This is a genomic window from Candidatus Methylobacter oryzae, assembly GCF_003994235.2.
GTDB lineage: Bacteria > Pseudomonadota > Gammaproteobacteria > Methylococcales > Methylomonadaceae > Methylobacter_A > Methylobacter_A oryzae.
In genome coordinates this window covers 45,933-69,311 of the sequence record NZ_RYFG02000119.1, presented here as the reverse complement: position 1 = coordinate 69,311, position 23,379 = coordinate 45,933, and the positions used below count along the sequence as shown (strand labels likewise).

The following is a 23,379-nucleotide window of genomic DNA, read 5'->3' as shown; positions in this document are numbered from 1 at the left end:
AATATCCTTGTACCTTGCACCTTTCACCTTGCGCCTTTTCCCTTTCCCCTCAAAAATCATTCCCAACTAACAATATCCTGGTCTTCGCCCTCGCCGCCTTCCTTCAGGTCCGCGCCCAAGGTGTACAAGTCGAATTTGCCGTGCTCGCCGGGAGCAACATAGTGATATTCCTGCTGCCAAGGATCCAACGGCATTTTGGTTTTACGCAGATAAGGGCCGTTCCAGCGTTTGGCGCCGTCCGGCGATTCAATCAGTGACTTCAAGCCTTGCTCGGTAGTTGGATACGTGCCCAAATCCAGTTTGTACATATCCAGCGCGGCGGACAGGTCTTCAATCTGCACCTTGGCGGCTTTGGTTTTGGATTCGCCCATATGCTTCATGACCTGCGGCCCGACTATCCCTGCCAGCATCGCAATGATGCCCAATACGACCAGCAACTCAAGCAAAGTAAAGCCCTTTTGCCTTTCGCCTTGCGCCTTGAATCTTAGTGTTTGTTTCATAAAATTTTATTTCTCCGTTTAAAAAGCTAAATCGTTAACGCTCAGGATAGCCAGCAAAATCGATACGATGATGCCCGCAATCATCAAGCCCAATGAAATGATCAAAGCCGGCTCCAACAACGCCAGCAGGCGCTGAATCGCGACCCTAAGCTGTTTATCATAGATTGTCGCGACGCGCAGCAGCATTTCTTCAAGGCGTCCTGTTTCTTCGCCCATTTTTATCATTTGCATCGCCATTTTCGGGAATATGCCTTTTTCCAGCAACGCGTCGGACATATTCTTGCCTTGCTTTAACTGGTCTTCGGTATCTTGAATGGCCGCGGCCAGCACCAGGTTGTCGACCGTTTCCCGGACAATGACCAGCGCCGACAATATCGAGACGCCGTTGCCTAATAAGGTGCCGAGCGTACGGCTGATGTTGGCGGTTTCTTTATTCAAAATAATCGATCCGGCCAGCGGCAGCTTTAAAAAACGGCCGTCCCAAACCTTCTTTTTGACCGGATCGGCCATTTGGAGGTTCATATAACTGGTGATTAGCACAACGCCCAAAATCAAAACCCACCAATAGCTTTGCAGCCATTCGGCCAATCCGACCACGATCTGCGTCGATACCGGCAGGGCTTTGCCCGCGCTTTCGAACATCTCCGAAAATTGCGGTACGACAAAGGTCAACATCACAAACAAAGACGCTAACGACATGATCAGCAAGATAGCCGGATAGATCAATGCGGTGCTGACGGTTTCTTTCAACTCCCGTGAGCGTTCCAGGTAGTCGGCCAAGCGTGCCAGCACTTCGCCTAAACTGCCTCCGGCCTCGCCGGCGCGTATCATGTTCAGGTAAAACTTGCTGAAAATGCCGGACTGCTTTTCCAGTGCATCGGCCAGCGTGGAGCCGCCTTTGACTTTTTCCAGCACCCGGCCGATCAACTTGGTTACCCGTTCGTTTTCTTCAGCCAAATCGATCAATATCAACAAGGACTTATCCAGCGGCAAGCCGGATTCCAGCAACGTCGCCAATTCGCCGGTAAACATCGCAATATCTTTTTGCGACAGCTTGGACTGTTTGGCGCCGAGGCTTAGGCTCCAAAACGGCTTCGTTCCGGCCGGTACCACACGGATAGGGATATAGCCTTCGGTTTGCAAAGCCGCAATCAGGTGTTGCTCGTCAATTGCGTCCCTGACGCCTTCTTCGGTCTCGCCGAGACTATTAACTACTTTGTAAGCAAATAACATTATGTTTCCGACGTAACCCGCAGCACTTCTTCTATCGTGGTAATGCCTTGCAGGGCTTTGAGCAAACCGTTTTCGTACATCGTTGTCATGCCTTCTTCGATAGCGAGCCGTTGAATCGCTCCGGCTTCTTCATGCGCCATGATCAATTTACGTAGCGGGTCGGTCATCTGCAAAAATTCAATGATCGCCAAGCGTCCGCGATAACCCAAGCCCCCGCAAGACGGGCAGCCGGCCGGTTTGTATAGAGCAATATCGTCTGTCTGGGCCAGCTGCTTCAATCTCATGCCTTCGATAATATCCGGCGATGGCGTATAGCGCTGCTTGCAGTCGGGACACAGTTTCCTGACCAGGCGTTGCGCCAATATGCCGTTGACGGTCGAGGTCAGCAGATATTCTTCAAGGCCCATATCCAGCAAGCGGGTTACACCGCCGGCCGCGTCGTTAGTATGCAGCGTCGACAACACCAAGTGACCGGTTAACGCCGACTGTACGGCGATTCTTGCGGTTTCCAGGTCGCGCATCTCGCCTATCATGATCACATCGGGATCTTGCCGCACGATAGAGCGCAAGGCCGACGCGAACGTCAGGCCGATTTGCGGCTTGGCCTGGATTTGGTTGACGCCTTCCATCTGGTATTCCACCGGATCTTCAACGGTGATGATTTTGCGCTCGGAGGTATTCAGTTGTTTTAGCGCGGCATACATCGTCGTGGATTTACCGCTTCCGGTCGGGCCGGTAATCAGGATAATGCCGTGCGGCTGCGACAGCACCTCGATAAACTGCTGTAAATGCCTGCCGGCAAAGCCCAACGCGGCAAAATCCAGCACGGTATTTTCCTTGTCCAGCAAACGGATCACCACGCTTTCGCCGTACATCGTCGGAATCGTCGAAACCCGAAGGTCCAGCTCCTTGCCCAGCATTTGCACCTTGATGCGGCCGTCCTGCGGCAAACGGCGTTCGGCGATGTTTAGTTTTGCCATGATTTTGATGCGGGAAATGACCGCAGCCGTGGACTTGACCGACGGCGCGTCAATATCCTTCAATACGCCGTCGACGCGCAGCCTGACTTTTAGCGATTGTTCGAAAGGTTCGATGTGAATATCCGAGGCACGGGTTTCAATCGCCCGCTGCATGATCAAATTAACCATTTTAATGACTGGCGCTTCGCTGGCGAGGTCTTTCAAATGCTCCAGATCTTCTTCGCGCAGATCGTCGACGCTCAAATCGTCGATTAACTTATCGGTTTGCGCGCTGCTTTCACCGTATTGCACTTCCAATGCCGCATCGATTTCAGAAAGTAGGCCGACTTTGGCGACGATGTTCTTTCCGGTCGCCAGTTTTAACGCATCGATCACAAATCGGTCTTCCGGGTCCATTAGCGCGACGGTAATTTCATTGCCGTTATTTAAGCCGATAACGTGATAGTTTTTTAGAAAACGCAACGGCACCGTTTCGGGCAGCTGCATTTCCAGCGGATATTGGTCCGGAGCCACTTTTTCAAAGCGGCCCGACTCGACAAAAGCATCGGCGACATCCAGTTCCGAACATAAACCGAGCTTGACCAACAATTGCGGCACGGATTCCGATACCGAAGTTTTTTGCACGCGCTCAACTTTTTTTAGTTCTGTAACGGAAAGTTTCTGTTTATCTTGCAAAACAGTTAGCAATGATTCATATGCCATTAGCCAGGGGAAACCGGTAGAGGTGTGTATGAGTATTTTAAGAATAGAGTGTTCAACTTGCTCTATCAATAGGTGTTATCGCTTACTTAAATGAACCTGTCTTTAGGCTAAACATTTATCTTAACATTTTATTGGAATTAAGGTTTTCTGCTTTTTAGATTGGACTGGCTTGCTGTGAACCAACAGCCCTGTTTTTGATTCATCATCAGATGCTTATTTATTGAATTTGCGCAGGTTACAGATTGGGGATTAAGGCATTCTTAAATTCAGAGTGTCTTACTGGCGGATATTTTACTGAATAAATTGCCCCGCTAAAGCTTAATCTTAGATCGTGTCGTCATAAGATAGCGCCCCAAAGAGCGATACAGCGGATTTGCACGGCCGCCAGGAATGAAGCGGTATTTTTGGCGTAGCGGGTTGCGATACCCCGCCACCGCTTGAGGTGCAAAAACGCGTTTTCGACTCAATGTCGATGCCGATAAAGATCGCGATCATACGCGCGAGGTTGAGTGCGATTCCTCTTCGGCGGGATGACAACCATCATCTGCTTAGCTTCGGCTTGGGCCACGATGGCATCGGTGTCATAAACTTTGTCCGCCAGTAGATATTGAGCATCCAGTCCCTCAATCAAGGTTGCAGCTTGCGTACAATCCGCAACGGTACCTGCCGTAATAAGGATTCTGACCGGCATACCATGCGCATCCACGGCCAAATGTATCTTACTGTTGAGCCCCCTTTTGTGACTCCCATGTTCTGGTTACCGCCTTGAGCGCCTGCGGCGTGCGGATGCACTTTAATGTGGCTGGCATCGATCATCAGCCATTCATAGTCCGGTTCGATCACCCGTTGTTCCAACAGGGCTTCCCAAGTGCCTTTATCACGCCAACGGCAAAACCGGCGATGGGTGTTTTTCCAATCGCCGTAGTCAGGCGGCAAGTCGCGCCACGGCGCTCCCGTCCGTAAAATCCAGAACACGGCATTGATAAACAAGCGGTTATCATGCGCCTTGCCGCCCCAGGCGCCTGCCCGTCCCGGTAAGTGCGGTTCCAATAATTGCCAAACTCGATCCGATATATCGTGTCGCCGATGAGCTGAAGTCATTATTCTTATCCTTTCGCAGAGTTGAGAAAAGATAAGTATCTCACAATCTTGTGACGGCACTATCTAAGCTACTTATTTCTAATGGTAGGTAACTGCTGAGCTTCATCACAACTGGAAAATCGTTTCTGCACTCTGTCTTTTCTGATATGTTGTAGCAAAAATCGTTATGCGATGGTCTAAGGTAATTCTCTCAACAAATCTTAAATATGGAACGCATCCAATCTATTAATCCGGAACGCATTGCATGGTGTTGCGCCGATCATGGCATAACGCCGGGCGATCTTGCGTCCGAGCTTAATATTGCTAGGGCCAGTATCGAACGAGTCATGGCTGGCGAAGATGGGATAACGTTCAACCAGTTGCGAAAAATTGCGGAGTATTTTGGCCGTGGAGTGCTGTTTTTTTTAGAGCCTGGGCCGGTTAATGAAACGCAGGTTCATACGGCGCAGTTCCGTACTCTTGCCAATCAAAAACCGGAATTGTCCGCCAAACTCAAAGCCCTAATCGAACGAGTCGAAAAGCAAAGAGAAGTGTATTTGAACCTGTGCGAAAACTTAAGCAACACAGATAAAACAGAGTTTAATCCGCCCAAATTACATGGAAAAAATCAGCAGGAAGCCGCGCGTATTGCTCGCGAATGGCTTGGATTAAACGACCGGAATACTTTCGATAGCTACCGCGAGGCTGTGGAAGCACGGGGCATACTCGTGTTTCGCAGTAACGGTCACAGCGGGAAATGGCAGATTGCTAAGGAAAATCCTATTCTTGGTTTCTCGCTTTTCTATCCAACTTGCCCGGTTATTGTTATCAAGAAGCAGGATTGGGAACCACAGCAGTCGTTCACGCTCATGCACGAGTTGGGACACTTACTGCTGCATAAAACCAGTTCGATTGACGATGAACAGGACTTGCATTCCCATCAAGGCAAAGAACAAGCAGCCAATGCTTTTGCAGGTCATTTATTGGTGCCGGATACTTTTTTGACGAATATTCGTGATGAAGAACGGCCTGACGAGGTATCGCAATACGATGAATGGCTTGAACGGCCGCGCAAGACATGGGGCGTCAGCGGTGAGGTCATTTTGCGCAGGCTCTTGGATGCCGGCCGGCTGCCTCAAGATCGATATACAGCTTACCGGCAATGGAAGAAGCGGATGCCAATCCAGCAAAAAGATGGCGGAAACCGTCAGTACCGGCATCGAGAACCCAAACATATTTTTGGCGACACATTTGTACGAACGGTTCTGGATGCGTTGGATGCCCGATATATCACACTCGCCAAGGCGAGCAGTTATCTCGATAATCTGAAAATTAACGACTTACACCAACTGGAGCGTCATATTGCAGGTTTTTGACGCATCATCCATGATTTACGCATGGGATAACTATCCCATACGCCAGTTTCCTGGCTTGTGGGAATGGATGGCGACTCAGGCTGAAGAAAGGCTGCTGGTAATGCCGCGCGTGGCGTTTGAGGAAGTGGCGCATAAAGCCCCGGATTGTGGTAAATGGCTCAAAAACAACGATCTGAAACTGATTGAAATCAGTAATGCGATATTACAAGATGCCCTCCGCATCAAGCATTTACTTGGCATTGTGGGTGACCAATATAGATCCGGTGTTGGCGAAAACGATTTACTTATTATTGCTACGGCGCGGCAGCATAATGCTGAATTGGTTTCAGACGAGCGGAAACAAACTGCTCTTCCCAAGGAACTCCCTAACTACAAGATTCCTGCTGTGTGCGGTATGGCGGAGGTTTCGGTTCCTTGCATCAGCTTTATTGAGTTCATCAAACGAGCTGATGTGGTTTTTGGTTAAGTTTTTAAAATTTTGGTAAATACAAAGCAAAGGTGAAACGATGTAAGAGGGAATGAGAAAGCTAATGATGAAAGGAGTCGCGAAATTGTTTTGTTCATGGAATTTTAAAATTTATAAGTAAAGGAATAGCGTTATGCCTAATTCACAAATCGTTAATGCTGATGTTTTGATTATTACTGTCACTCGAGTTGAAAGTTTAGCGGTACTTAAAGCTTTCGAACAAGCAACTGGCAATAAAGCAAAAGCAATCACTATAGATGATCGAGTTTATCGAGATCTGGGTGAAATTCATAGTTCTAAGATCCTCATGGCTCTATCGGAAATGGGAGCTGTGGGATTGGGAGCGGCGCAGCAAGCCGTACAAAAAGGAATCACGGCGTTAAATCCCCATGCTGTCATCATGGTGGGTATCGCTTTTGGCATTAATGAGCAGGATCAGTCAATCGGCGATATTTTGGTCTCCAAGCAATTGATGCTTTATGAAACTCAGAGAGTTGGTAAAAATGGCAAAATCGTACCACGTGGCGACAAACCTCATGCTTCAAGTAGATTAGTAAATTACTTACAAAGCGCACATTTGGATTGGGATGGCGCTAAGGTTGAGTTTGGTTTGATATTAAGTGGTGAAAAATTGGTAGATAACTTTAACTACCGAAAATCGTTAATAAAGCTAGCGTCTGAAGCCATTGGTGGAGAAATGGAAGGCGCAGGGCTCTATACAACTTGTCAAGATGAAAAAGTCGATTGGATATTAGTTAAGGCTATTTGCGACTGGGCTGACGGAAACAAGCACCAAGACAAAAAGGAGCGACAACAACAGGCCGCACAAAATGCTACTGATTTTGTTCTTCATGCGCTACAACATGCCCCTTTAGGACGACCACCAGGCTTTAAAAGCGGGAATACCTCACTCTATACTTCAGAAACTAGTTACATTGGCGTTGACACAAAATCAAAAATAATAGATTCCTCTTCTTCCTCAGAGTTAGAGCAGTTGCGCTCTGAGCTCGGAGGCGTTTATGCAGAAAAGCTTGAATCGATAATTGCAATGCGTGGAGCGGGAAAAATCGAAGATGCGTGGAATAAATTAACCGTTGAACTGGCTTCACTAACCGGCAGTCCGATTCCTCAAGATATTCAAGCGCGCTATTTTTATCATGCAGCTCGCTGCGCGCAAGAAGACGGTAAGCCTACTGAGGAATACACCTCTTACTACAAAACCGCCCGCCGTCTTAATCCACAATTGGACGATCGAACTTACCGTGCTTTTGAATTTGCAGCAGAAAAGCAATTTGAAGATGCTATTGCTGTTCTTACACCACTTGATTCTGAAGCTGTCGCAATAAACGCACTAAAATATCTGCTCGACTTCAGCCGATTCGTCGAAGTTGACGACTTTATGGGTAAGCTGGCAATTCCTATCACTGACGAAATGCTACGATTACAAGCACTTTGTTTGTTATCTGCGCGAAACGCAGACAGAGCATGGCAAACGTTTGAACCCGCGCTGTCTAAAAATCAGGACAATATTCTCTTTCAACTAACTGCTGGCTATATTGCATTTTGGCAAGCACTGCCTATTGAACTTCATAGCACTGGCGTTATACCGCCACAATTCTTTATATCTGATATGTTTTCGCTTGACAGCAATCGAGAGCAACAAATGCGAGTAGCTCTGGGTTATTTGGAGCAAGCGCTAAAGAATATGAACTCAGAGCCAAGAAACGAAGTTAGGCAAGCAATTATAGGCGCTTATCTTGCTGTCTGTGTTTGTTTGCCCGACAAACATACCAATGCAATTGAAAAAGCAAAATCTGTCCTTACTGAAAATCCAATCGATCCTGCACCAATTCTTTGTCTGATGCGACTGAAGGTTGATTACGACTGGAGTCATACTCTTGAAGCTCTGCATAAAGCCTGTCAACAGCCGTATGCTCCGACTTGGCAAATTGAGTTGTACACGGATTTACTATTGCATACAGACCAAGAAGAACCCGCATGGCAACATCTCTTGCGATTTGAAAACCGTTTCTCGACAAACGATGAAGATAGAAAGGTATATTGGCTTGATCGCGCTGTTCACAGCTGAGTCATTAGGAAGATTGAATGAATTAGCAGAGCGCATAACTGAATTGGATGACTGTGCCGAATACCGGCGAGTTAAGGCAGGTTATTGGCTACGTTGTGGCAAAATTTCTGATGGGCTCGCTATTGCGAAAGAGTTGGCGAACAATCCAGGCACGAGGCTTGATCACATTAATCTTGTCTGCATCTATCATCAAGAACGCATGTGGAATGAACTGGCTGAATCAGCCGGTGTTTGTTTGGATCGTTTCGAAGAAGAAACTCCAGCGCATATTGCCGAAAAGCTTGCCCAAGCGTTATGGTCATTAAATAAACCCATAGAAGCTTTGGCTGTCTTAGAACAATACCGGCCTGTATTTGAACGCGATGGCTTAATGAATAATTTTCACGCCAGTTGTATGTCAGTACAAATAGCTCAAGGGCAGTATAGACCGGCATGGGAAGCCAGTGAACAGTTATGGCAGGCAAAGCCAAATGAATGGCTTTTGGTACAACGAGCTAATTTGCAAGCACGGATGGGCGATATTCCGCGTGCCATTGAGCTATTAAAGCAGGGTGTTGAACAAGGTTTTCAAACGCCTCAAGTTTTAATGCAAATCGCACATTATGCTTTGGCTAATGACCGCGATGGGGCATTTCAGTATGCAAAAGAAGCTGTTGAGTGCTTCCCCAATGATCCGCAATTACTTCAAGCTGCGATGATGATTGGTTTTAATTCTGGACATAGTGATTGGGCAGGAATGCAATTGGCGGTGTTGCACCAGAAATTTCCAGACAGCGGCTTAGTGCGGGAAATTAAACTACCTGCACTTTTACAATGGGAACAAGAATATCAGGAGAACAGTAGAGCAAACTGGCAGCAATTTCTTGCAGGTCAGCTACCGATACATCTTTTATTAGATAATAGAAGAGCTTTATTAGGAGAGGAATTTTATTGGCGATGGCATCACAACCGCAGTAAGCCGTTACGCGAACAGGTGCCATTTCCAATCGCTTATGCTGGACGCTCAGTTGAACCTTCTGACGATTGGGAAAGTAACGCCTTGAGCATGGACTATTCAGCATGTCTTATAGCCCACCAACTCAAACTCTTTTCGAGTCTTACCGACTGTTTTGAAGTCATTTATATTTCACCTTCTTTACTTGGATTGATTCAAGATGAAATACATCGACTGGCAGAAGTGCAGGTTGACCGTGTCGAGCAAGCAGAAAAACTGCTCAATGACTTAAGCGAGTTACCTATCACCTTATTACCAGATCCACAATTAGAGCTTGGTGATTTTAACGGACTGCAACTACAAGACCGCATTGAATGGGCATTAGCTACCCAGGAAGATTTATTAATTGTAACCGAGCTGTTTGCGACCGAGCTTTTTGAATCAGGAAGCATTCCTCCTGCTTTAGAAATGCTGAGAATTTCTTATGCTGATATCTTTACTGCCCTTGAAAATAGGGGGGAGTTATCCTTAGAAGACAGCCCAGTTAAACGATTATTCACATGTGCCCCGAATTTGACTAGTGTCGAACAATTGACTGATGGTACAAAGCTGTTGGTGGATAGTGCTTTCTTAAAACATCTAACCCAACTGAATGTCTTGGAAGCTGCCAGCCGTGTTTTTCAATTCTATTGTCTTGAAAGCATACGCGACCAGTTATGTGCGGAAATTGAAGGTTTTCGTTACCGGCAGGAGATTAAAAAGTCGTTGGAGTCGTTACGATCTGAACTCAAGAGGCTATTGTCCAACGGCAAACTTAAAATGCTCGCATTGCGGCCGAATCCAACGGAACAGCATGATAAGTTGTACCAATTGCCTTTAACAAATGAATTAACGGAGCTTTTTTTTTAGCGAAACGATGAATTGTCCTGTATGGATAGATGATCGTTTGCTCAGTAGCTATCCTTGCCTCTCAAAGCAAGAGCCTATTGTCGGCATATATGATGTACTGCTTGTTTTGCATTTGCGTAAAAAAATCACTGACGGCAAATTTCGTGAATGTTTTCAACAGTTGATACGTGCAGGAGTAAGCTACCGCCTGCCGCCTGTAACGTACCTCATGGAAGAGTTGAGACATGCTAAGATTAATTCAAATGTTGATACTCTGATTGAGAACGCGCATTTGATGAATCTCCGTCTGACAGTTATGTTGATGTTGAGTTCTACTTCTTTTCTAAACAGAGAGCCACTACGCACTGACTTATTACCTGAGGAAACAGAGTTTAAGCTACAGTTGTATAGGCTAATTGATGTAGCTATGGTGGAAATTTGGACTTCCGACAAATTCAATATACAGCAACGTGTTGCAATGGCAGACTGGCTATACAACCAATTTCAGCCTCAGCGCGGGCGATTCGATTCTGCTTTAGAAGAATTGTCCATTGAACCAATTCAGCAATTAGCAATAGAACATGGATATAGGATGAGTTTGCCTTGGCAGTTTCTGAATAAATCTCGTGCTATTAATGAATATTATCAGTGGCTCTTTAAAAACATAGAACCCGTTTGGCAGAATCACCCCCTGTTACATGAGGCGGCATTATCCCGTTTTACAGAATTAGTCATCAACCAGTTGAATTTCTTTTTGCGGCACAAAAGCAGTTCACTGGCAATCAAGGCATTTACAAACCCCTTGCGGCATCTTCCCAAAGAGATTCTCACTCAATTAGTCATTCATCCTGCATTAGAACCGCATCTAAAAAGCTATTTCTCTACAGACGAATATCTCGAATCACTTAATTTGTCTATTCCTGAACACGAGTGGAAAGAATTGGTTGAAACCAGCATTAACTTAGGAGTTGGAAAACCACTTCTCAAAATTATAAAAGGCCGAAACATTACTTTAGACTTTAAACCCCAAAATGGGGTAGGCGACATGATCTGCGTAACAGGTCAGGCCGCAAATGGACATCCTAGCGTGCTTCACATCCTGATCCCGTTTGATCGTTTGGAACATTCAGTATCGGATAGACGTATTGAATGGTTAGATGAAATAGCTCAAACAGGACTATTAGCGGAAGATGACTCAACTCGCTACCGATCTATTTTAGCCAGCGATGATTTCAATGAGGCGGCTGAGGCTCTACGGAATTGCTGTGATCGTTCAGGCGATTTTTTCTTTGCTTTCGCCCAGTATGCTCTCAAAATTTCTAAACTTTCCGACCATCATTGGCAGCACATTCTACCTGCTTATACTGACATACTCGTATCGGCTAGCCCTCATGAAGTGTCGGCTGAATGGATTTTTGCCGATGCCAGTAACCCTGACAAAACGAAAAAACGCTTAGCGAGTGTTGCCGCGCTACCTTTTGGGGAACCATTTGGTTTTACCACGCTTGTTGATCAAGCACTTTCTACTGGATGGATTTCTGCGGAAAAAATGACAGAACTGCTGGATGATTTGGCTACAACAAGTTTAAATCCAATCGTTCTTCAAAACCTGCTTGCAGTATACCTGCGCTTACCCGATGAAGTCAGCAAGCAAAAACAGATAGAAACGCTGATTCAAACTTTATTAACACTAGATAGAAATACTGAAACCGATGAAGCGTTTGAACGCTATATAGAGCTGCTGCACCTTATTTGGAACTATTTTCAACTTACAGCTGAATTCAAAAATAGCACTTACGATCAACGTGTTACTTGGGCATATATTTATGCTGACCGGATGTTAGGCGGAATGTTACAACAAAAAGCCTCTGATTCAGATTATTGGGTTATTGCCTCAAAAAATATTAAGGAAGCTGTAACCGCACTACAAGCACAGCAAAATCCTTTTGTTAATGTACCTGATAATGACGCCGATGTTATTTTGCCCAGTGCAGCTTCTTGTTGGCGAACAATTATTGGTGGAACGTTAGGCATACTCAGGCGAGATGTTGATTACTTGAATAATGTACAGCAAACCGTGATTGAAATAGTTCAGCCTTTATTGAGAACGTGCAATACGCTGGATCATTCTAAGTTTCGACAGTTTGAATTTCTTGAGCCAACCGATTTTATAAACAATCACAAAAATAGCGCCATCAGCAATCAAGGCTGGACATATGCAGGACAACTTCTAGCTCAATTATCTGGCGAGCAATCGCTTATGCAAAACTATCCTATGGGTTTTTGGGCAGAAGCACTTAACAAAGGGGATTACAATCTTTTGACTAGCTACTTTTCCATTCTGGCTCGTTACCCAGTAGGGCTTGAATTTGTTGAGCAATTGGTCGATTTTATTGAAACACTTATCGAAGAAAACGTATTTAATCAAGCCAACGAAAAGTTATTTTGGGCACAAGCCGGGCTGCTCGGTCGATTACAAAGTGAGCCAACTTTAAGTTTGCGTGAGCGTTTAATACATAAAGCGTTCAATGCATTGCATACCGAATCAGCTCTTTGGTCATTAATTCCCGAGTTAATTTTTGGTCTGTATCGTTTTGATGACCCTGTAGAACGGATTGATAATTTCATTACTGTTATGAATCGAATAGCAGATGAACTGCCAGTCGATACGAAGGAGTTTAGCGAATTTTGTGCTTTTATTCGGCGTATGGAGTCGTATATTCCAGCAGAAAATTGGCCGGATTTATGGCGAGTTTTAGAAAGAGAACCAAGGAACGTTGATGGATAAGGAATCTGTGATTGAATCATCCGGCAACGTGTTTGCCGATCTGGGCTTTGCTTCTGAAGAGGCCACGCTGCTGGCAATGCGCGCCGAATTGATAGCGTGTTTGCGTGAAACGATTGCGGAACGCGGCTGGACGCAACTACAAGCCGCCGAGCATTTAGGCATCGGGCAGTCGCGCGTGTCTGATTTGGTGCGAGGCAAATGGGAGAAGTTTAGCCTGGACATGCTGGTCACGTTGGCTACCCGCGCCGGTCGGCGAGTTGAATTGACCGCGGCGTAAAGTTTATTCATAACGCCAATAAAAGCTTCGCCAACTCAATAATCTCCCCCTCATCAATATCCCTAATCGAATAATCCTGTTTGTTGAGTTTATACGGGTTGGCGATTAGCGGACTTGACCACTTTGTCGATATCGGTCTGGTAAACCCGGCTGGCCGGAGTCGGGCCGAAAATGGTGATTGACGGTCTATTTAATCCTCAGGTCATGTGTGTCGACCCGGTATCGTTGCCGGTCAGTAAATTGGCTTTTATGGTTCCCACGCTTCGCGCTCATCGTTATACACAAGTGTCTGGGTAACATCGCTATCCCGACAGGGATTGCCGGGATCCAGCTGACATGGATGGCATACCAAAACTGGCAACAAGTCTTACAACGCGGAGTTGCAGTTAAAACGAACATTCACATCCTTGTGCTCTGGATTCCGGCAATCCCTGCCGGAATGACGTGCTTTTAAAGACTTGTGTAAACAATAAACGCTCCGCGTGGCAACCCAGTAAGATAAGCTTCGGCGTCGTGTTTTCGAATATGTGCTACGACTTACCAAACCCTATCCACGCCGTAACGTAAAAACAACGCTTCATTGCTGAGAAATTTCATATTTTCCACCAATGACTGCCCGATCAATAATCGGTCGAACGGGTCGCGATGCTCAAAAGGCAGGTTTAACACGGCTAAAACATGGGCGGGCTTAACGGATAATAGAGAAATACTTTGTTGTTCCAAGGTATCAATCACCTGTTCAAGCGATTGCGACAGCTTCAACTTGCCAAGGCTAATTTTAATCGCCATTTCCCAAAGACTGACAATGCTCAAATAAATGTCGGCATTATCATCGTTAAATATGTCTTTAGCAGTGACGGACAGGCGATTGTCGCCTTCTAAAAACCAGATCAAGGAATGAGTATCCAATAAATAACGCATCTCACATGTACTCTTTAAAATCATCCAATGGCGCATCGAAATCATCGGCCATATAAACAACTAAGCCTTTCATGCAGCCAATCTGCCGTTTTGACGATGGTTTATTATTAACCCGTAATTGAGCAATTAACTTTTCCAGCTCTATTAACGATTCTTCCGGCAAAGCGTCGATTTGACGAATTAAATTTAACTTATGTTCTGCAATATTCATTTTAACTCCACTAATCAACCGGGCTATGGATATTGATCTTAGTTTCTATAAAAGCAGCTTAAACACTCCCCCATTTTTTGACAACTTGGAAGTTAAGTGGTTTGTGCTGAGCTTGTCAAACTATGGATTGTTTCCGCCGCCTTTCGAGAGGGACAATCAACTCGGGCTTATTCGTAGCGATAACAAAAATCTTGCTGGTTCGATAATCTCCCTCTCGTCGATGTCATTAATCGAATAATCCTGCTTGTTCAGCCTAAACGGGTTAACAACCGACGCGGACTTAACCACTTTGTTGATGTCGGTCTGGTAGACGCGGCTGACCGGGGTCGGGCCGAAGATCGTGATCGACGGGCGGTTCAGGCCCCAGGCCATGTGGGTCGGGCCGGTGTCGTTGCCGATCAGCAGGTCGGCGTGGGCGATCAAGGCTTTCAGGCTGTTCAAGTCCAGCTTGGGCATGACTTTGATGTAGCCGGATTGCGCCGCCATCCACTCTGCTGTGACTTTTTCTTGCTCGCTGCCCCAGACGACCAGACAGTTTTGCTGCAACGCTTCGGCTATTTTTACGAATTTTTCTGCCGGATAGTTGCGGCTTTCCCAGGTCGAGCCAATCACGAACACGATGTTGCGCCGGTCTTGGGCCAAATAATTGTAGATTTGCGGGTTTTCGTCGGCGTAAAACAAGAACGGCTTTTTAGCCAGGATTTGCTCATGCGTGATGCTAAAGCCCAACGGCTGCGACAACACCGTGGCGTTTCTGTCGATGGTATTCGCGTCGTAAGGGCTGTGGACTTTTACGTCGTAAAACCAGGACGCGGCTTTTTCGCGGATCGAATCGGCATCGAAGCCGGCGAGGCGCTTGCCGCGCCGCGCCAGTTCCCGACTGGCTCGCGGCATACACACCATCCATGGCGATAGCAGCTTTGCGGTCACGGCCGATTTGATCAGGCCTTGGGCGTCGATGACCAGGTCGTAATCGTTGTCACGGTAGCTTCGGACTTTTTTAAACTCGGCGAACAGACCGAATTTGTCTGTTTTCAGTGCTTTCAGGTTGACGGTCAGGATGTTGTCGATGTCGGGGTTGTGTTTTAGAACTTCGGCAAAGCGTTGCTCGACGATCCAGTCGATACGGGCCTCGGGTTTATGGGCTTTGATGAATTGCAATGCGACCATTGCGTGAACGATGTCGCCCAAGGCCGACAGTTTTACAATTGCAATTTTCATAGGATTTGGATCGTAGGAGCGATCCGGCGGTCGCCGTTGTTTACATTTCTGTGTTGCATCGGGCTACTTGCCGGATCGCCCCTGCAATCAGTTAATTATTAATAATATTAAGTACTTGCTCCGGTGTAATGCCGGTCAGGCAATTACTGTGGCCCAGCGGGCATTCGCGCTTGAAGCACGGCGAACAGTCGAGTTTTAACGTGATAATCCGGGCTTTGCCGTTCAACGGCGGCGTAAAGCCGGGATCGGACGAGCCGTAAACGGCGATGACTTTCTTGTCCAGCGCGGCGGCGACGTGCATCAGGCCGGAATCGTTGCTGACGACGGCGTCGGCCAGCGACATTAAATCGACGGCTTCAGCTAGCGAGGTGCTGCCGGTGAAGTCGCGGCATAACCCGGACACTGCCCTGTTAATTTGCGCGGCATCGTTTTTATCTTTTTCTGAACCGAACAACCACACTTGCCAGCCTTGGTCTATTCTTTGCCGGGCGACTTCGGCGTAATGCTCGGGCGGCCAACGTTTTGCCGGGCCGTATTCGGCGCCGGGGCATAGGGCCAGGATTCTCGAAGCGACTGGCGTCAGTTGAAATTTGTCGATTACGGCCTGTTGCCGGTCTTCGCTGATCGTCAGCGCAGGCTTTGGGCAAGACGGCGGCATAGGCGCATCGACAGGCAAGCCTAATGCGACGAAACGCTGCACGGTCATCGTCAGCAGGTTTTTATTGAGTTTGCGGGCATCATTCAGCAAGCCCCAGCGGCATTCGCCGATATAGCCGGTGCGCAGCGGGATATTGGCGAAAAAAGTCGGGATTGCGGATTTCCAAGAATTCGGTAGCAAAATCGCCTGGTCGTAGCCTTTCGAACGCAACGATTTACCCAGCTTGATCCGCTCCATCAATGCAAAGCGGCCGCGCGGCACCGGCATGATGATCGCCTCGTTGACTTCGGGCATTCTTTGCAGCAGCGACAATGTCCACGACGGCGCCAGCACGTCGATCTGGCAGTCCGGGTGAATATTTTTCAGCGAGATGAACAGGCTTTGCGCCATGACCATATCGCCGACCCAGGACGGGCCTACGACCAAGATTTTTTTTGCAGCGTTTAGAGTATGGGTATTGGAGCTAGCCATATGACGTCTGTATCACGATTAAGTAGGGTACGCTGTGCGTACCTTGCTTGAATTACGTGGAAGTGGTACGCACAGCGTACCCTACGTTTTGATATTGCCGTCCCTGGCAAATGGATCCCGGCATTCCCTGCCGGGATGGCGTGTTACTTAACGCCGATGTTTTCTATCACGGTTGGACGATCGTACACAACCTTAACCAACGTAAGTCAACCAATCCCCATGATCGTCCCTGCGGCCATGCACGTAGTCGAAATATAGCGATTGCAGTTTCTCTGTGACCGGGCCGCGGCTGCCGGAACCGATGACGCGGTTGTCCAATTCCCTGATCGGCGTGACTTCGGCTGCGGAACCGGTGAAGAACGCTTCGTCGGCGCAGTAAATCTCATCGCGGGTAATACGTTTTTCGGCAAGTTCGTAACCTTGCTCGCGGGCAATCGTAATCACGGTATCGCGGGTGATGCCTTCCAGCGCCGATGTGGTTTCCGGCGTGTAAATCTTGCCGTTGCGGACGATGAACAGGTTTTCGGCGCTGCCTTCGGCGGCAAAACCTTCATGATCCAGCATCAACGCTTCGTCGTAACCGTTCGCGCGCGCTTCCTGCAACGCCAGGATCGAATTGATGTAGTTGCCGTTGGCTTTGGCTTTGCACATCGTGCTGTTGTGGTAGTTGCGGACGTAAGACGAGGTGCGGATGCGGATGCCTTGTTCGATGCTTTCCGCGCCGAGGTAAGCGCCCCACGACCAGGCGGCGATCATCACGTGCACTTTCAGGTTGTCGGCTCTCAAGCCCATGCCTTCGGAGCCCAAAAAGCACATCGTGCGGATGTAAGCGCTGTCCAGGTTGTTTTTTGCCAACGCATCCAATTGAACTTGGTTGATCTCGTCTTTAGTGAACGGGATAAGCATGTTCATGATATGCGCGGAACGGAACAGGCGGTCGGTATGGTCCTGCATTTTGAAAACCGCCGTGCCTTTTTCCGCATGGTATGCCCGGATGCCTTCGAACACGCCCAAGCCGTAATGCAAGGTATGCGTCAACACATGGACTTTAGCTTCGCGCCACTCAACCCATTGTCCGTCCAGCCAAATAACGCCGTCTCTATCGTCCATCGTCATCGTTTATTCTCCAACATTAAGTTTATTTATATAGGTAAAGCATGGAACACGGATGACACGGATTAGACGGATTGAAACGGATTTTTTTATCCGTGTTTATCAGTCTAATCCGTGCCATCCGTGTTCTATTAAATCGTCTTATTCCATGTAATCATGCCAAATCCGCTCGACTTCAGCACTCATTTTGGCGACCTCGGCTTCGGCTATAACGGCCTTGTCGCCTTGCAAAATCTGTTTATGCCCGAAATCCCGATAAGTACAGTAAGCATTTTTCAGTATTTGCTGATCGGTCTTGGACATAAACCCGTGCTGCTGCAAGCCTTCCAACAACCTGACGTTGTCGGTGTAGGTCGTCAGCGCGGCATTAAGAGCCGCCCGATCTAAAACGCCAAATTGTACTATAAACTCAATATCCGCAATACCGCCTTTGCTTTGTTTTAGGTCAAACTTGTCCTTATCTTTAGTCGCCAACGCATCGCGCATTTTTTCGCGCATTTCGCGGACTTCTTTTTTTAGGCTTTCGCTATCCCTCGGTAAGCTCAAAACCCGGTTGCGTATCGCTTCGTATTGTGCTTTCAACTGCGGGTCGCCGGCGATAAAACGGCCCCGGACCAGCGCTTGCAGCTCCCAAGTCCAGGCCTGGTTTTTCAGGTAGTCTTCGTAAGCGCCGATATGATTGACCAGCAATCCTGAATCGCCGTTCGGCCGCAAGCGCATATCGACTTCGTACAGTACGCCGGACAACATTTTGGTATCGAGAATATGCCGGACTTTCAGTCCCAAGCGGCCGTAGAACTGTGAGCTTGAAATCGGCTTATCTCCGTTAGTCATCGCATTGCCATCCTTGCAATCGTACAAAAACACCAGATCCAGGTCGGAGCCGTAACCCAGCTCGATACCGCCCAATTTGCCGAAACCGATCACTGCAAAACCGATAGCCGTATTATCGGTATCCGGTGGCAAACCGTGCTTATCGGCCAGCATCAGCCACGCGCGTTCGATAACGTGGCTGACGATGCTTTCGGCGATATAAGTCAGGTAATCGCTGACTACCATCAGCGGGATGATGCCCATAATGTCCGCGGCGGCCACGCGCAACACGTTCAGTTGTTTAAACTGCCGCAGTACCACCATCAGTTGCTCAAGATCTTGCACCTCGATTTGCGCGAGCAAAACATTAAGCTGAGCGTCAAGATCGGCTTTTTTCAGCGGTTCGTAAAGGGAACGGGTATCCAGCAATTCGTCGAACAGCACCGGGTACTGGGACAAATAATTGCAAATCCACGAACTGGCCGACGACAGCCTGATCAATTGCAGCAGCGCGCCGGGATTTTCGGACAATAGCGACAGATATACATTACGGCCTGCAACCGCCTGAAACAGGCCGAGTATCCGCGTCAGGGTTTCATCCGGATTGCTGACTTGCCGCATGGCTTCTATCAGTTGCGGCATTAACCGGTCCAACACGCCGGCGCCTTTGGCCGTCAGCCTTCTGACAGCCGCCGAATTTTTAAAGCCTTTTATCGCGGCAAGTATCGCAGCGCTGTCTTGAACGCCGCATTCCGTTAAGTAACCTTGCAGCTCGGAGTCATCCGCTACGCAGGCCCAAATTTTTCCCGCCCGCGACGTATTTGTCGAACTGTCCTGTTTTGATAGTGAGAAGACCTGATCGAAGACGCCATGCACCTGGGTTCTTACTTTATCCAGCTCCTGCTTGAAACTTGCCCAGTCCGGATAGTCCAGCGAATGCGCCAAAATTTGCTGCACTAACGGGTCTTTCGGCAAATCGTGGGTTTGCTGGTCCTGATATTGTTGGATGTGGTTTTCGATCCGGCGCAGGAAGCGATAGGACTGTATTAATTGCCCGGCATCTTCCTCTGCTAATAGCTTCCGTTCCTGGAGCAATTGCAGGACCTCTAGGATGGGGCGGATTTGCAAAGCCTTGTCGTTGCCGCCGCGGATCAACTGGAATGCTTGGCCGATAAATTCAATCTCGCGTATGCCGCCGGGGCCCAGCTTGATGTTTTCCATGCGGTCTTTGCGCCGTAATTCCTGGGTAATCTGTGCCTTTAACGAGCGCAATTCTTCGAACGCGCCGTAATCGAGATAGCGCCGGTATACAAACGGCTTGAACATCGCCATCAGCTGCGCGCCGACTTTAAAATCGCCGGCGACTTGGCGGACTTTGATCATCGCATAACGTTCCCATTCCCGAGCTTGGGTCTGGTAATAGTTTTCCATGCCGTCGAAAGTCATGATGACAGGGCCGCTATCGCCGTAAGGCCTTAAACGAATGTCGGTACGGAACACGAAGCCGTCCACGGTGATTTCGTCCAGCACTTTGATCAGGTTGCGGCACAGCTTGGTGAAAAACTCGCCGTAGGTCGTTTCTTTCCTGTCCGGCAGCACGCCGTCTTCCGCGTAAGCAAAAATAAGGTCGATGTCCGAAGAATAATTCAATTCGTAAGCACCCAGTTTGCCCATGCCTAACACGATAATCTGTTGCGGGCTGCCGTCCGCTAATAGCGGCGTGCCGCGCAGCTCGCAGGCTTCGCGGTATAGAAAATCCAGCGCAAATTGGATGCAGGCATCGGCCAGATGCGACAAGTCGGCCAGCGTTTCCGATAATTCGGCCCATCCGGCCAAGTCCCGCCAAGCTATCCTGACCATTTCCCGCCGCCGGAAATGGCGCAGTTTTTCCATTAACCCGGCTTGCGATTCGACCGGCGTCTGTGCCAGTTTTTCGGCATAGTTATTTTGTTTATAAACATTCTCCAGATCGCCCGAATTGACCAGGTCGACCAGCAGCTCCGGCTTGCGGGTACAGCTTTCGGCAACAAACAGGCTGGAACACCAGACTTTAACGAGCGCTGCGTTAAACGCCGGCGTTTGTCCGATATTGAGATTAAGCTCTGCAAGCCGCTCCTCCCATCTTGTCAATGAAGCAATGGCCGTTGTCCTTAACTGCTCCGGCAATGTTGCAAATTCGGGTTCGAGGTTTTCAATAAAAGACATGGATGGACTCATGAATGAAAAACCGCATGATAGCGAAAACAAGCGCGTAACAAGTAGCGCTATTTGTACACATGACGAAGATCAGTAGAACGAGCTTTAATAAAATGATAAAGTTCGGATAACCCTAGTAACTATTTTATGATTTAAATATATGAAAACGCCCAGATTTACTAAAAATTTCCTTTTCGCCGCATTGACCGGCATGGTTATCGCATTATCCGTTGCCGGCTGTTCGGACGATAAAGAGAAAGTTGCAGACGCTAAACAATCAGTCGCTGTTGCTAAACCGGTGCATAACCCGTTCGACCATTCCCATGACGAGCCGGTTACCGACGTACAAAAACATAAGTTCGAGCATGATTTTGCCGACCAATGCGTGGAACGGGAGCTGAAACATTCAACCAATAAAGAATTCGATAAAAATCGCTACTCCACGCCTTGCATGTGCATAGCCAAATTTTTGATGAAGGATTTGACCGCCGATGAAGCTCAACTGTTCCTTGGCGAACATAAAAATGCCCAGTCTTTAGTCATCAAATATGAAAATGCGGCATACCACTGCCTGCAACAAAACGCTCTTCCTAAAGGGCCGGATTTCTCCAGAGCCCCGCAGCAGGCTAACTGATCGACTTAAATACAGACCTTCCAGATTTTACGACTGCCATGGATGGCGGTCGAGCCTGCTCCCGGCAGTCCTCGGCATTTCCTCCATCCATGGAGGTCAGAAGTGCTGGAGCCGCCGGGAGCGGCTCCAGTAAAAACCTGGAAGGTCTAAATCTGCCGGCCTAGGCTAAGATAACCACCGTCTTCTCCGCTAATTCTTTCAGTATCTGCAAGCCGCCCGATACGATTATTTCAGGATTGGGATGGTTCAATTCCTCGGCTACTTGTTTCAGGCAATCCGCTGCCGGCATTTCCTCGTTTTCCTGGATGATCTCCAGCAGCCGGTAGGTGACCGGAGTGATTTCTATAAAATTAACCTCGTCATCCGGATTGCGATAAACAACCAGGAATGTGGCTTGTTCCGGCGCAGTCTCGGGTAAAAAAGCGGGGGATATTTTCTGCACAGGATATTGATAGGCCAGCGGCCAGGCCAAAGGCGACAGCCGAATGCGTAAGTTGTACAGTTCATCCAGGTTCTGGCGATTCGCAGTCACGGTTTCCCTGGCGATAGATAAAGCCATTTCCACCCATTCGTAATGGGCTAGCTCCAACATAAACGGAAAATCAGCCGAACTGTCCCGCTCGTTTTGCAGATAATCCAGAAACTCTTCCGGAATTTGCGAAAAATGCGGCGATTGATTGGCATGTTTTGCAAAAAAATCCTGAGCCAGCTCGAACCATTGCCGGTCATTCAAAATTGTCCGCAATACCGGAAAGTTAACTGACAGGAAACTATCGATATTATTAAAAAACAGTTCGCGGTACATCGCCATCCGTTCCGGCGAAACATCGGCAGGCGGCGGATTGTTTTCGGGATCCCTGAGATAGGCCGCAAACTCAAATTGTTTGGCTTTAAAATCGATTTTCATGTCGGCTTCAAGCGAACTGCTTTGCATGCTGAGCTTCCCAGGCTTTTTGTATAGTGCTGATGGTATTAACTTCCTTGATTAATTCTTCCATCGAGGGAATATTGAAATCGCGTTCCAACAACGTCGGAAACACGCCGTACAGCTCATAAGCCTTGCCCAGCAGCTTCCAGACCGGATCAATCACTTCTGAACCGTGGGTATCGACCAGGAAATTCTCAGCCTCGACATAATGCCCGGCGATATGTGCATAAGCGATGCGGTGCGCAGGTATGGCCTTTAAGAAAGCTTCGGCGTCGTAACCGTGATTAACGCTGTTCACGTAAATATTATTGATGTCGATCAGCACATCGCAGTCCGCTTCTTCGATAACCGCATTGAAGAAATCGATTTCCGCCATTTCCTGTCCCGGCGCGGCATAATAAGATACATTTTCGATGGCTATCTTTTGCTCCAGAATATCCTGTACGCGCTTGATCCGTCCGGCGACGTGGGTTACCGCTTCCTGCGTGAACGGTATCGGCATCAGGTCGTATAAATGCCCGCCTTTACTGCAATAACTTAAATGCTCGCTGTAAAACTTGATTTGATGTTCGGCTAGGAATTGTTTGATTTCGCGGACGAATTTTTCATCCAGCGGGTCGGTGCTGCCTAGCGACAGCGACAAACCATGACCGATAAAGTCAAAGCGTTCGGTCATCGCGCGAAATTGCTTGCCTAACTTTCCGCCGATAGTGATCCAGTTTTCCGGCGCAACTTCATAAAAGTCGACATCTTTAGGGGGCGATTCAACAATTTGGGTTAAAAAAGACCGCCTAAGACCTAAACCGGCGCCGCGAACGAGATTTTGCGTTGTGTCCATAAGAACACCTTACTGTAATTTGGAGGGAATTGGAGGGCATAATGATCATGCCCTCCTTGTGC

General features: G+C 47.9%; 18 protein-coding genes and 1 pseudogene. 7 read left to right on the top strand and 12 right to left on the bottom strand.

The features are described 5' to 3' along the window. Positions 1–56: 56 nt before the first annotated feature. The 4 genes and pseudogenes from gspG to EKO24_RS19615 all read right to left on the bottom strand — a co-directional run bounded on the left by gspG (position 57) and on the right by EKO24_RS19615 (position 4,516). Positions 57–500: a type II secretion system major pseudopilin GspG gene (gene gspG / locus EKO24_RS19630; RefSeq protein ID WP_127028887.1), complete on the bottom strand. Its 444-nt coding sequence runs from the start codon at positions 498–500 to the stop codon at positions 57–59. A gap of 18 nt (positions 501–518) precedes the next feature. Further along, positions 519–1,733: a type II secretion system F family protein gene (locus tag EKO24_RS19625; protein WP_127028886.1), complete on the bottom strand. Its 1,215-nt coding sequence runs from the start codon at positions 1,731–1,733 to the stop codon at positions 519–521. Continuing rightward, entirely contained in the window at positions 1,733–3,415 is a 1,683-nt protein-coding gene (gene gspE, locus EKO24_RS19620) for a type II secretion system ATPase GspE (protein ID WP_127028885.1), read from the bottom strand. The genes EKO24_RS19625 and gspE overlap by 1 nt, the downstream gene beginning before the upstream one ends. A 337-nt stretch (positions 3,416–3,752) precedes the next feature. After that, a pseudogene (locus tag EKO24_RS19615) lies at positions 3,753–4,516 on the bottom strand (IS5 family transposase). A 206-nt stretch (positions 4,517–4,722) separates the two neighbouring features. On the opposite strand from EKO24_RS19615, the gene EKO24_RS19610 reads away from it, so the two are divergent. The 6 genes from EKO24_RS19610 to EKO24_RS19585 all read left to right on the top strand — a co-directional run bounded on the left by EKO24_RS19610 (position 4,723) and on the right by EKO24_RS19585 (position 13,313). Beyond that, positions 4,723–5,871 (top strand): helix-turn-helix domain-containing protein, encoded by a 1,149-nt coding sequence (locus EKO24_RS19610; protein WP_127028884.1) that lies wholly within the window; start codon positions 4,723–4,725, stop codon positions 5,869–5,871. Continuing rightward, positions 5,858–6,337, top strand: a complete 480-nt coding sequence (locus tag EKO24_RS19605) for a DUF4411 family protein (RefSeq protein WP_127028883.1) — start codon at positions 5,858–5,860, stop codon at positions 6,335–6,337. Before EKO24_RS19610 ends, EKO24_RS19605 begins: the two co-directional genes overlap by 14 nt. A 133-nt stretch (positions 6,338–6,470) precedes the next feature. After that, a complete protein-coding gene (locus EKO24_RS19600) occupies positions 6,471–8,426 on the top strand; it encodes a 5'-methylthioadenosine/S-adenosylhomocysteine nucleosidase family protein (RefSeq protein WP_127028882.1) in 1,956 nt (651 codons plus the stop codon). Then, positions 8,380–10,269 carry a tetratricopeptide repeat protein gene (locus EKO24_RS19595; RefSeq protein ID WP_127028881.1) on the top strand — a complete coding sequence of 630 codons (1,890 nt, stop codon included), beginning with the start codon at positions 8,380–8,382 and terminating at the stop codon, positions 10,267–10,269. Before EKO24_RS19600 ends, EKO24_RS19595 begins: the two co-directional genes overlap by 47 nt. Before the next feature lie 7 nt (positions 10,270–10,276). Then, complete coding sequence (locus tag EKO24_RS19590; protein WP_127028880.1) at positions 10,277–13,036, top strand: hypothetical protein; 2,760 nt, start codon at positions 10,277–10,279, stop codon at positions 13,034–13,036. Continuing rightward, positions 13,029–13,313, top strand: a complete 285-nt coding sequence (locus EKO24_RS19585) for a helix-turn-helix domain-containing protein (RefSeq protein WP_127028879.1) — start codon at positions 13,029–13,031, stop codon at positions 13,311–13,313. Before EKO24_RS19590 ends, EKO24_RS19585 begins: the two co-directional genes overlap by 8 nt. Positions 13,314–13,850: 537 nt before the next feature. Here the strand turns inward: EKO24_RS19585 and EKO24_RS19575 are convergent. From EKO24_RS19575 to glnE, 6 genes are all read right to left on the bottom strand, one after another. Then, complete coding sequence (locus tag EKO24_RS19575; RefSeq protein ID WP_127028878.1) at positions 13,851–14,234, bottom strand: type II toxin-antitoxin system VapC family toxin; 384 nt, start codon at positions 14,232–14,234, stop codon at positions 13,851–13,853. Position 14,235: 1 nt separating this feature from the next. Further along, a complete protein-coding gene (locus EKO24_RS19570) occupies positions 14,236–14,445 on the bottom strand; it encodes a DUF2281 domain-containing protein (protein ID WP_127028877.1) in 210 nt (69 codons plus the stop codon). Between the two features lie 156 nt (positions 14,446–14,601). Further along, positions 14,602–15,666, bottom strand: a complete 1,065-nt coding sequence (gene waaC / locus EKO24_RS19565; protein ID WP_127028876.1) for a lipopolysaccharide heptosyltransferase I — start codon at positions 15,664–15,666, stop codon at positions 14,602–14,604. Positions 15,667–15,757: 91 nt separating this feature from the next. Further along, entirely contained in the window at positions 15,758–16,795 is a 1,038-nt protein-coding gene (waaF, locus tag EKO24_RS19560) for a lipopolysaccharide heptosyltransferase II (protein ID WP_127028875.1), read from the bottom strand. A gap of 192 nt (positions 16,796–16,987) precedes the next feature. Beyond that, the gene (locus tag EKO24_RS19555; protein ID WP_127028874.1) at positions 16,988–17,911 is read right to left on the bottom strand and encodes a branched-chain amino acid transaminase; all 924 of its coding nucleotides are present in this window, start codon (positions 17,909–17,911) and stop codon (positions 16,988–16,990) included. Positions 17,912–18,049: 138 nt separating this feature from the next. Continuing rightward, positions 18,050–20,926 carry a bifunctional [glutamate--ammonia ligase]-adenylyl-L-tyrosine phosphorylase/[glutamate--ammonia-ligase] adenylyltransferase gene (gene glnE / locus EKO24_RS19550; RefSeq protein WP_127028873.1) on the bottom strand — a complete coding sequence of 959 codons (2,877 nt, stop codon included), beginning with the start codon at positions 20,924–20,926 and terminating at the stop codon, positions 18,050–18,052. A 151-nt stretch (positions 20,927–21,077) separates the two neighbouring features. Here glnE and EKO24_RS19545 point away from each other — a divergent pair, with 151 nt between their 5' ends. Next, entirely contained in the window at positions 21,078–21,551 is a 474-nt protein-coding gene (locus EKO24_RS19545) for a hypothetical protein (RefSeq protein ID WP_127028872.1), read from the top strand. Positions 21,552–21,711: 160 nt separating this feature from the next. On the opposite strand, the gene EKO24_RS19540 is transcribed toward EKO24_RS19545, so the two are convergent. Together EKO24_RS19540 and EKO24_RS19535 are read right to left on the bottom strand one after the other, a co-directional pair. After that, positions 21,712–22,485, bottom strand: coding sequence for an HvfC family RiPP maturation protein (locus tag EKO24_RS19540; RefSeq protein ID WP_127028871.1), 774 nt, complete (start codon positions 22,483–22,485; stop codon positions 21,712–21,714). Next, on the bottom strand, positions 22,466–23,317 hold the full coding sequence (locus EKO24_RS19535; protein ID WP_127028870.1) for an HvfB family MNIO-type RiPP peptide maturase: 852 nt from the start codon (positions 23,315–23,317) through the stop codon (positions 22,466–22,468). The genes EKO24_RS19540 and EKO24_RS19535 overlap by 20 nt, the downstream gene beginning before the upstream one ends. Positions 23,318–23,379 lie beyond the last annotated feature (62 nt).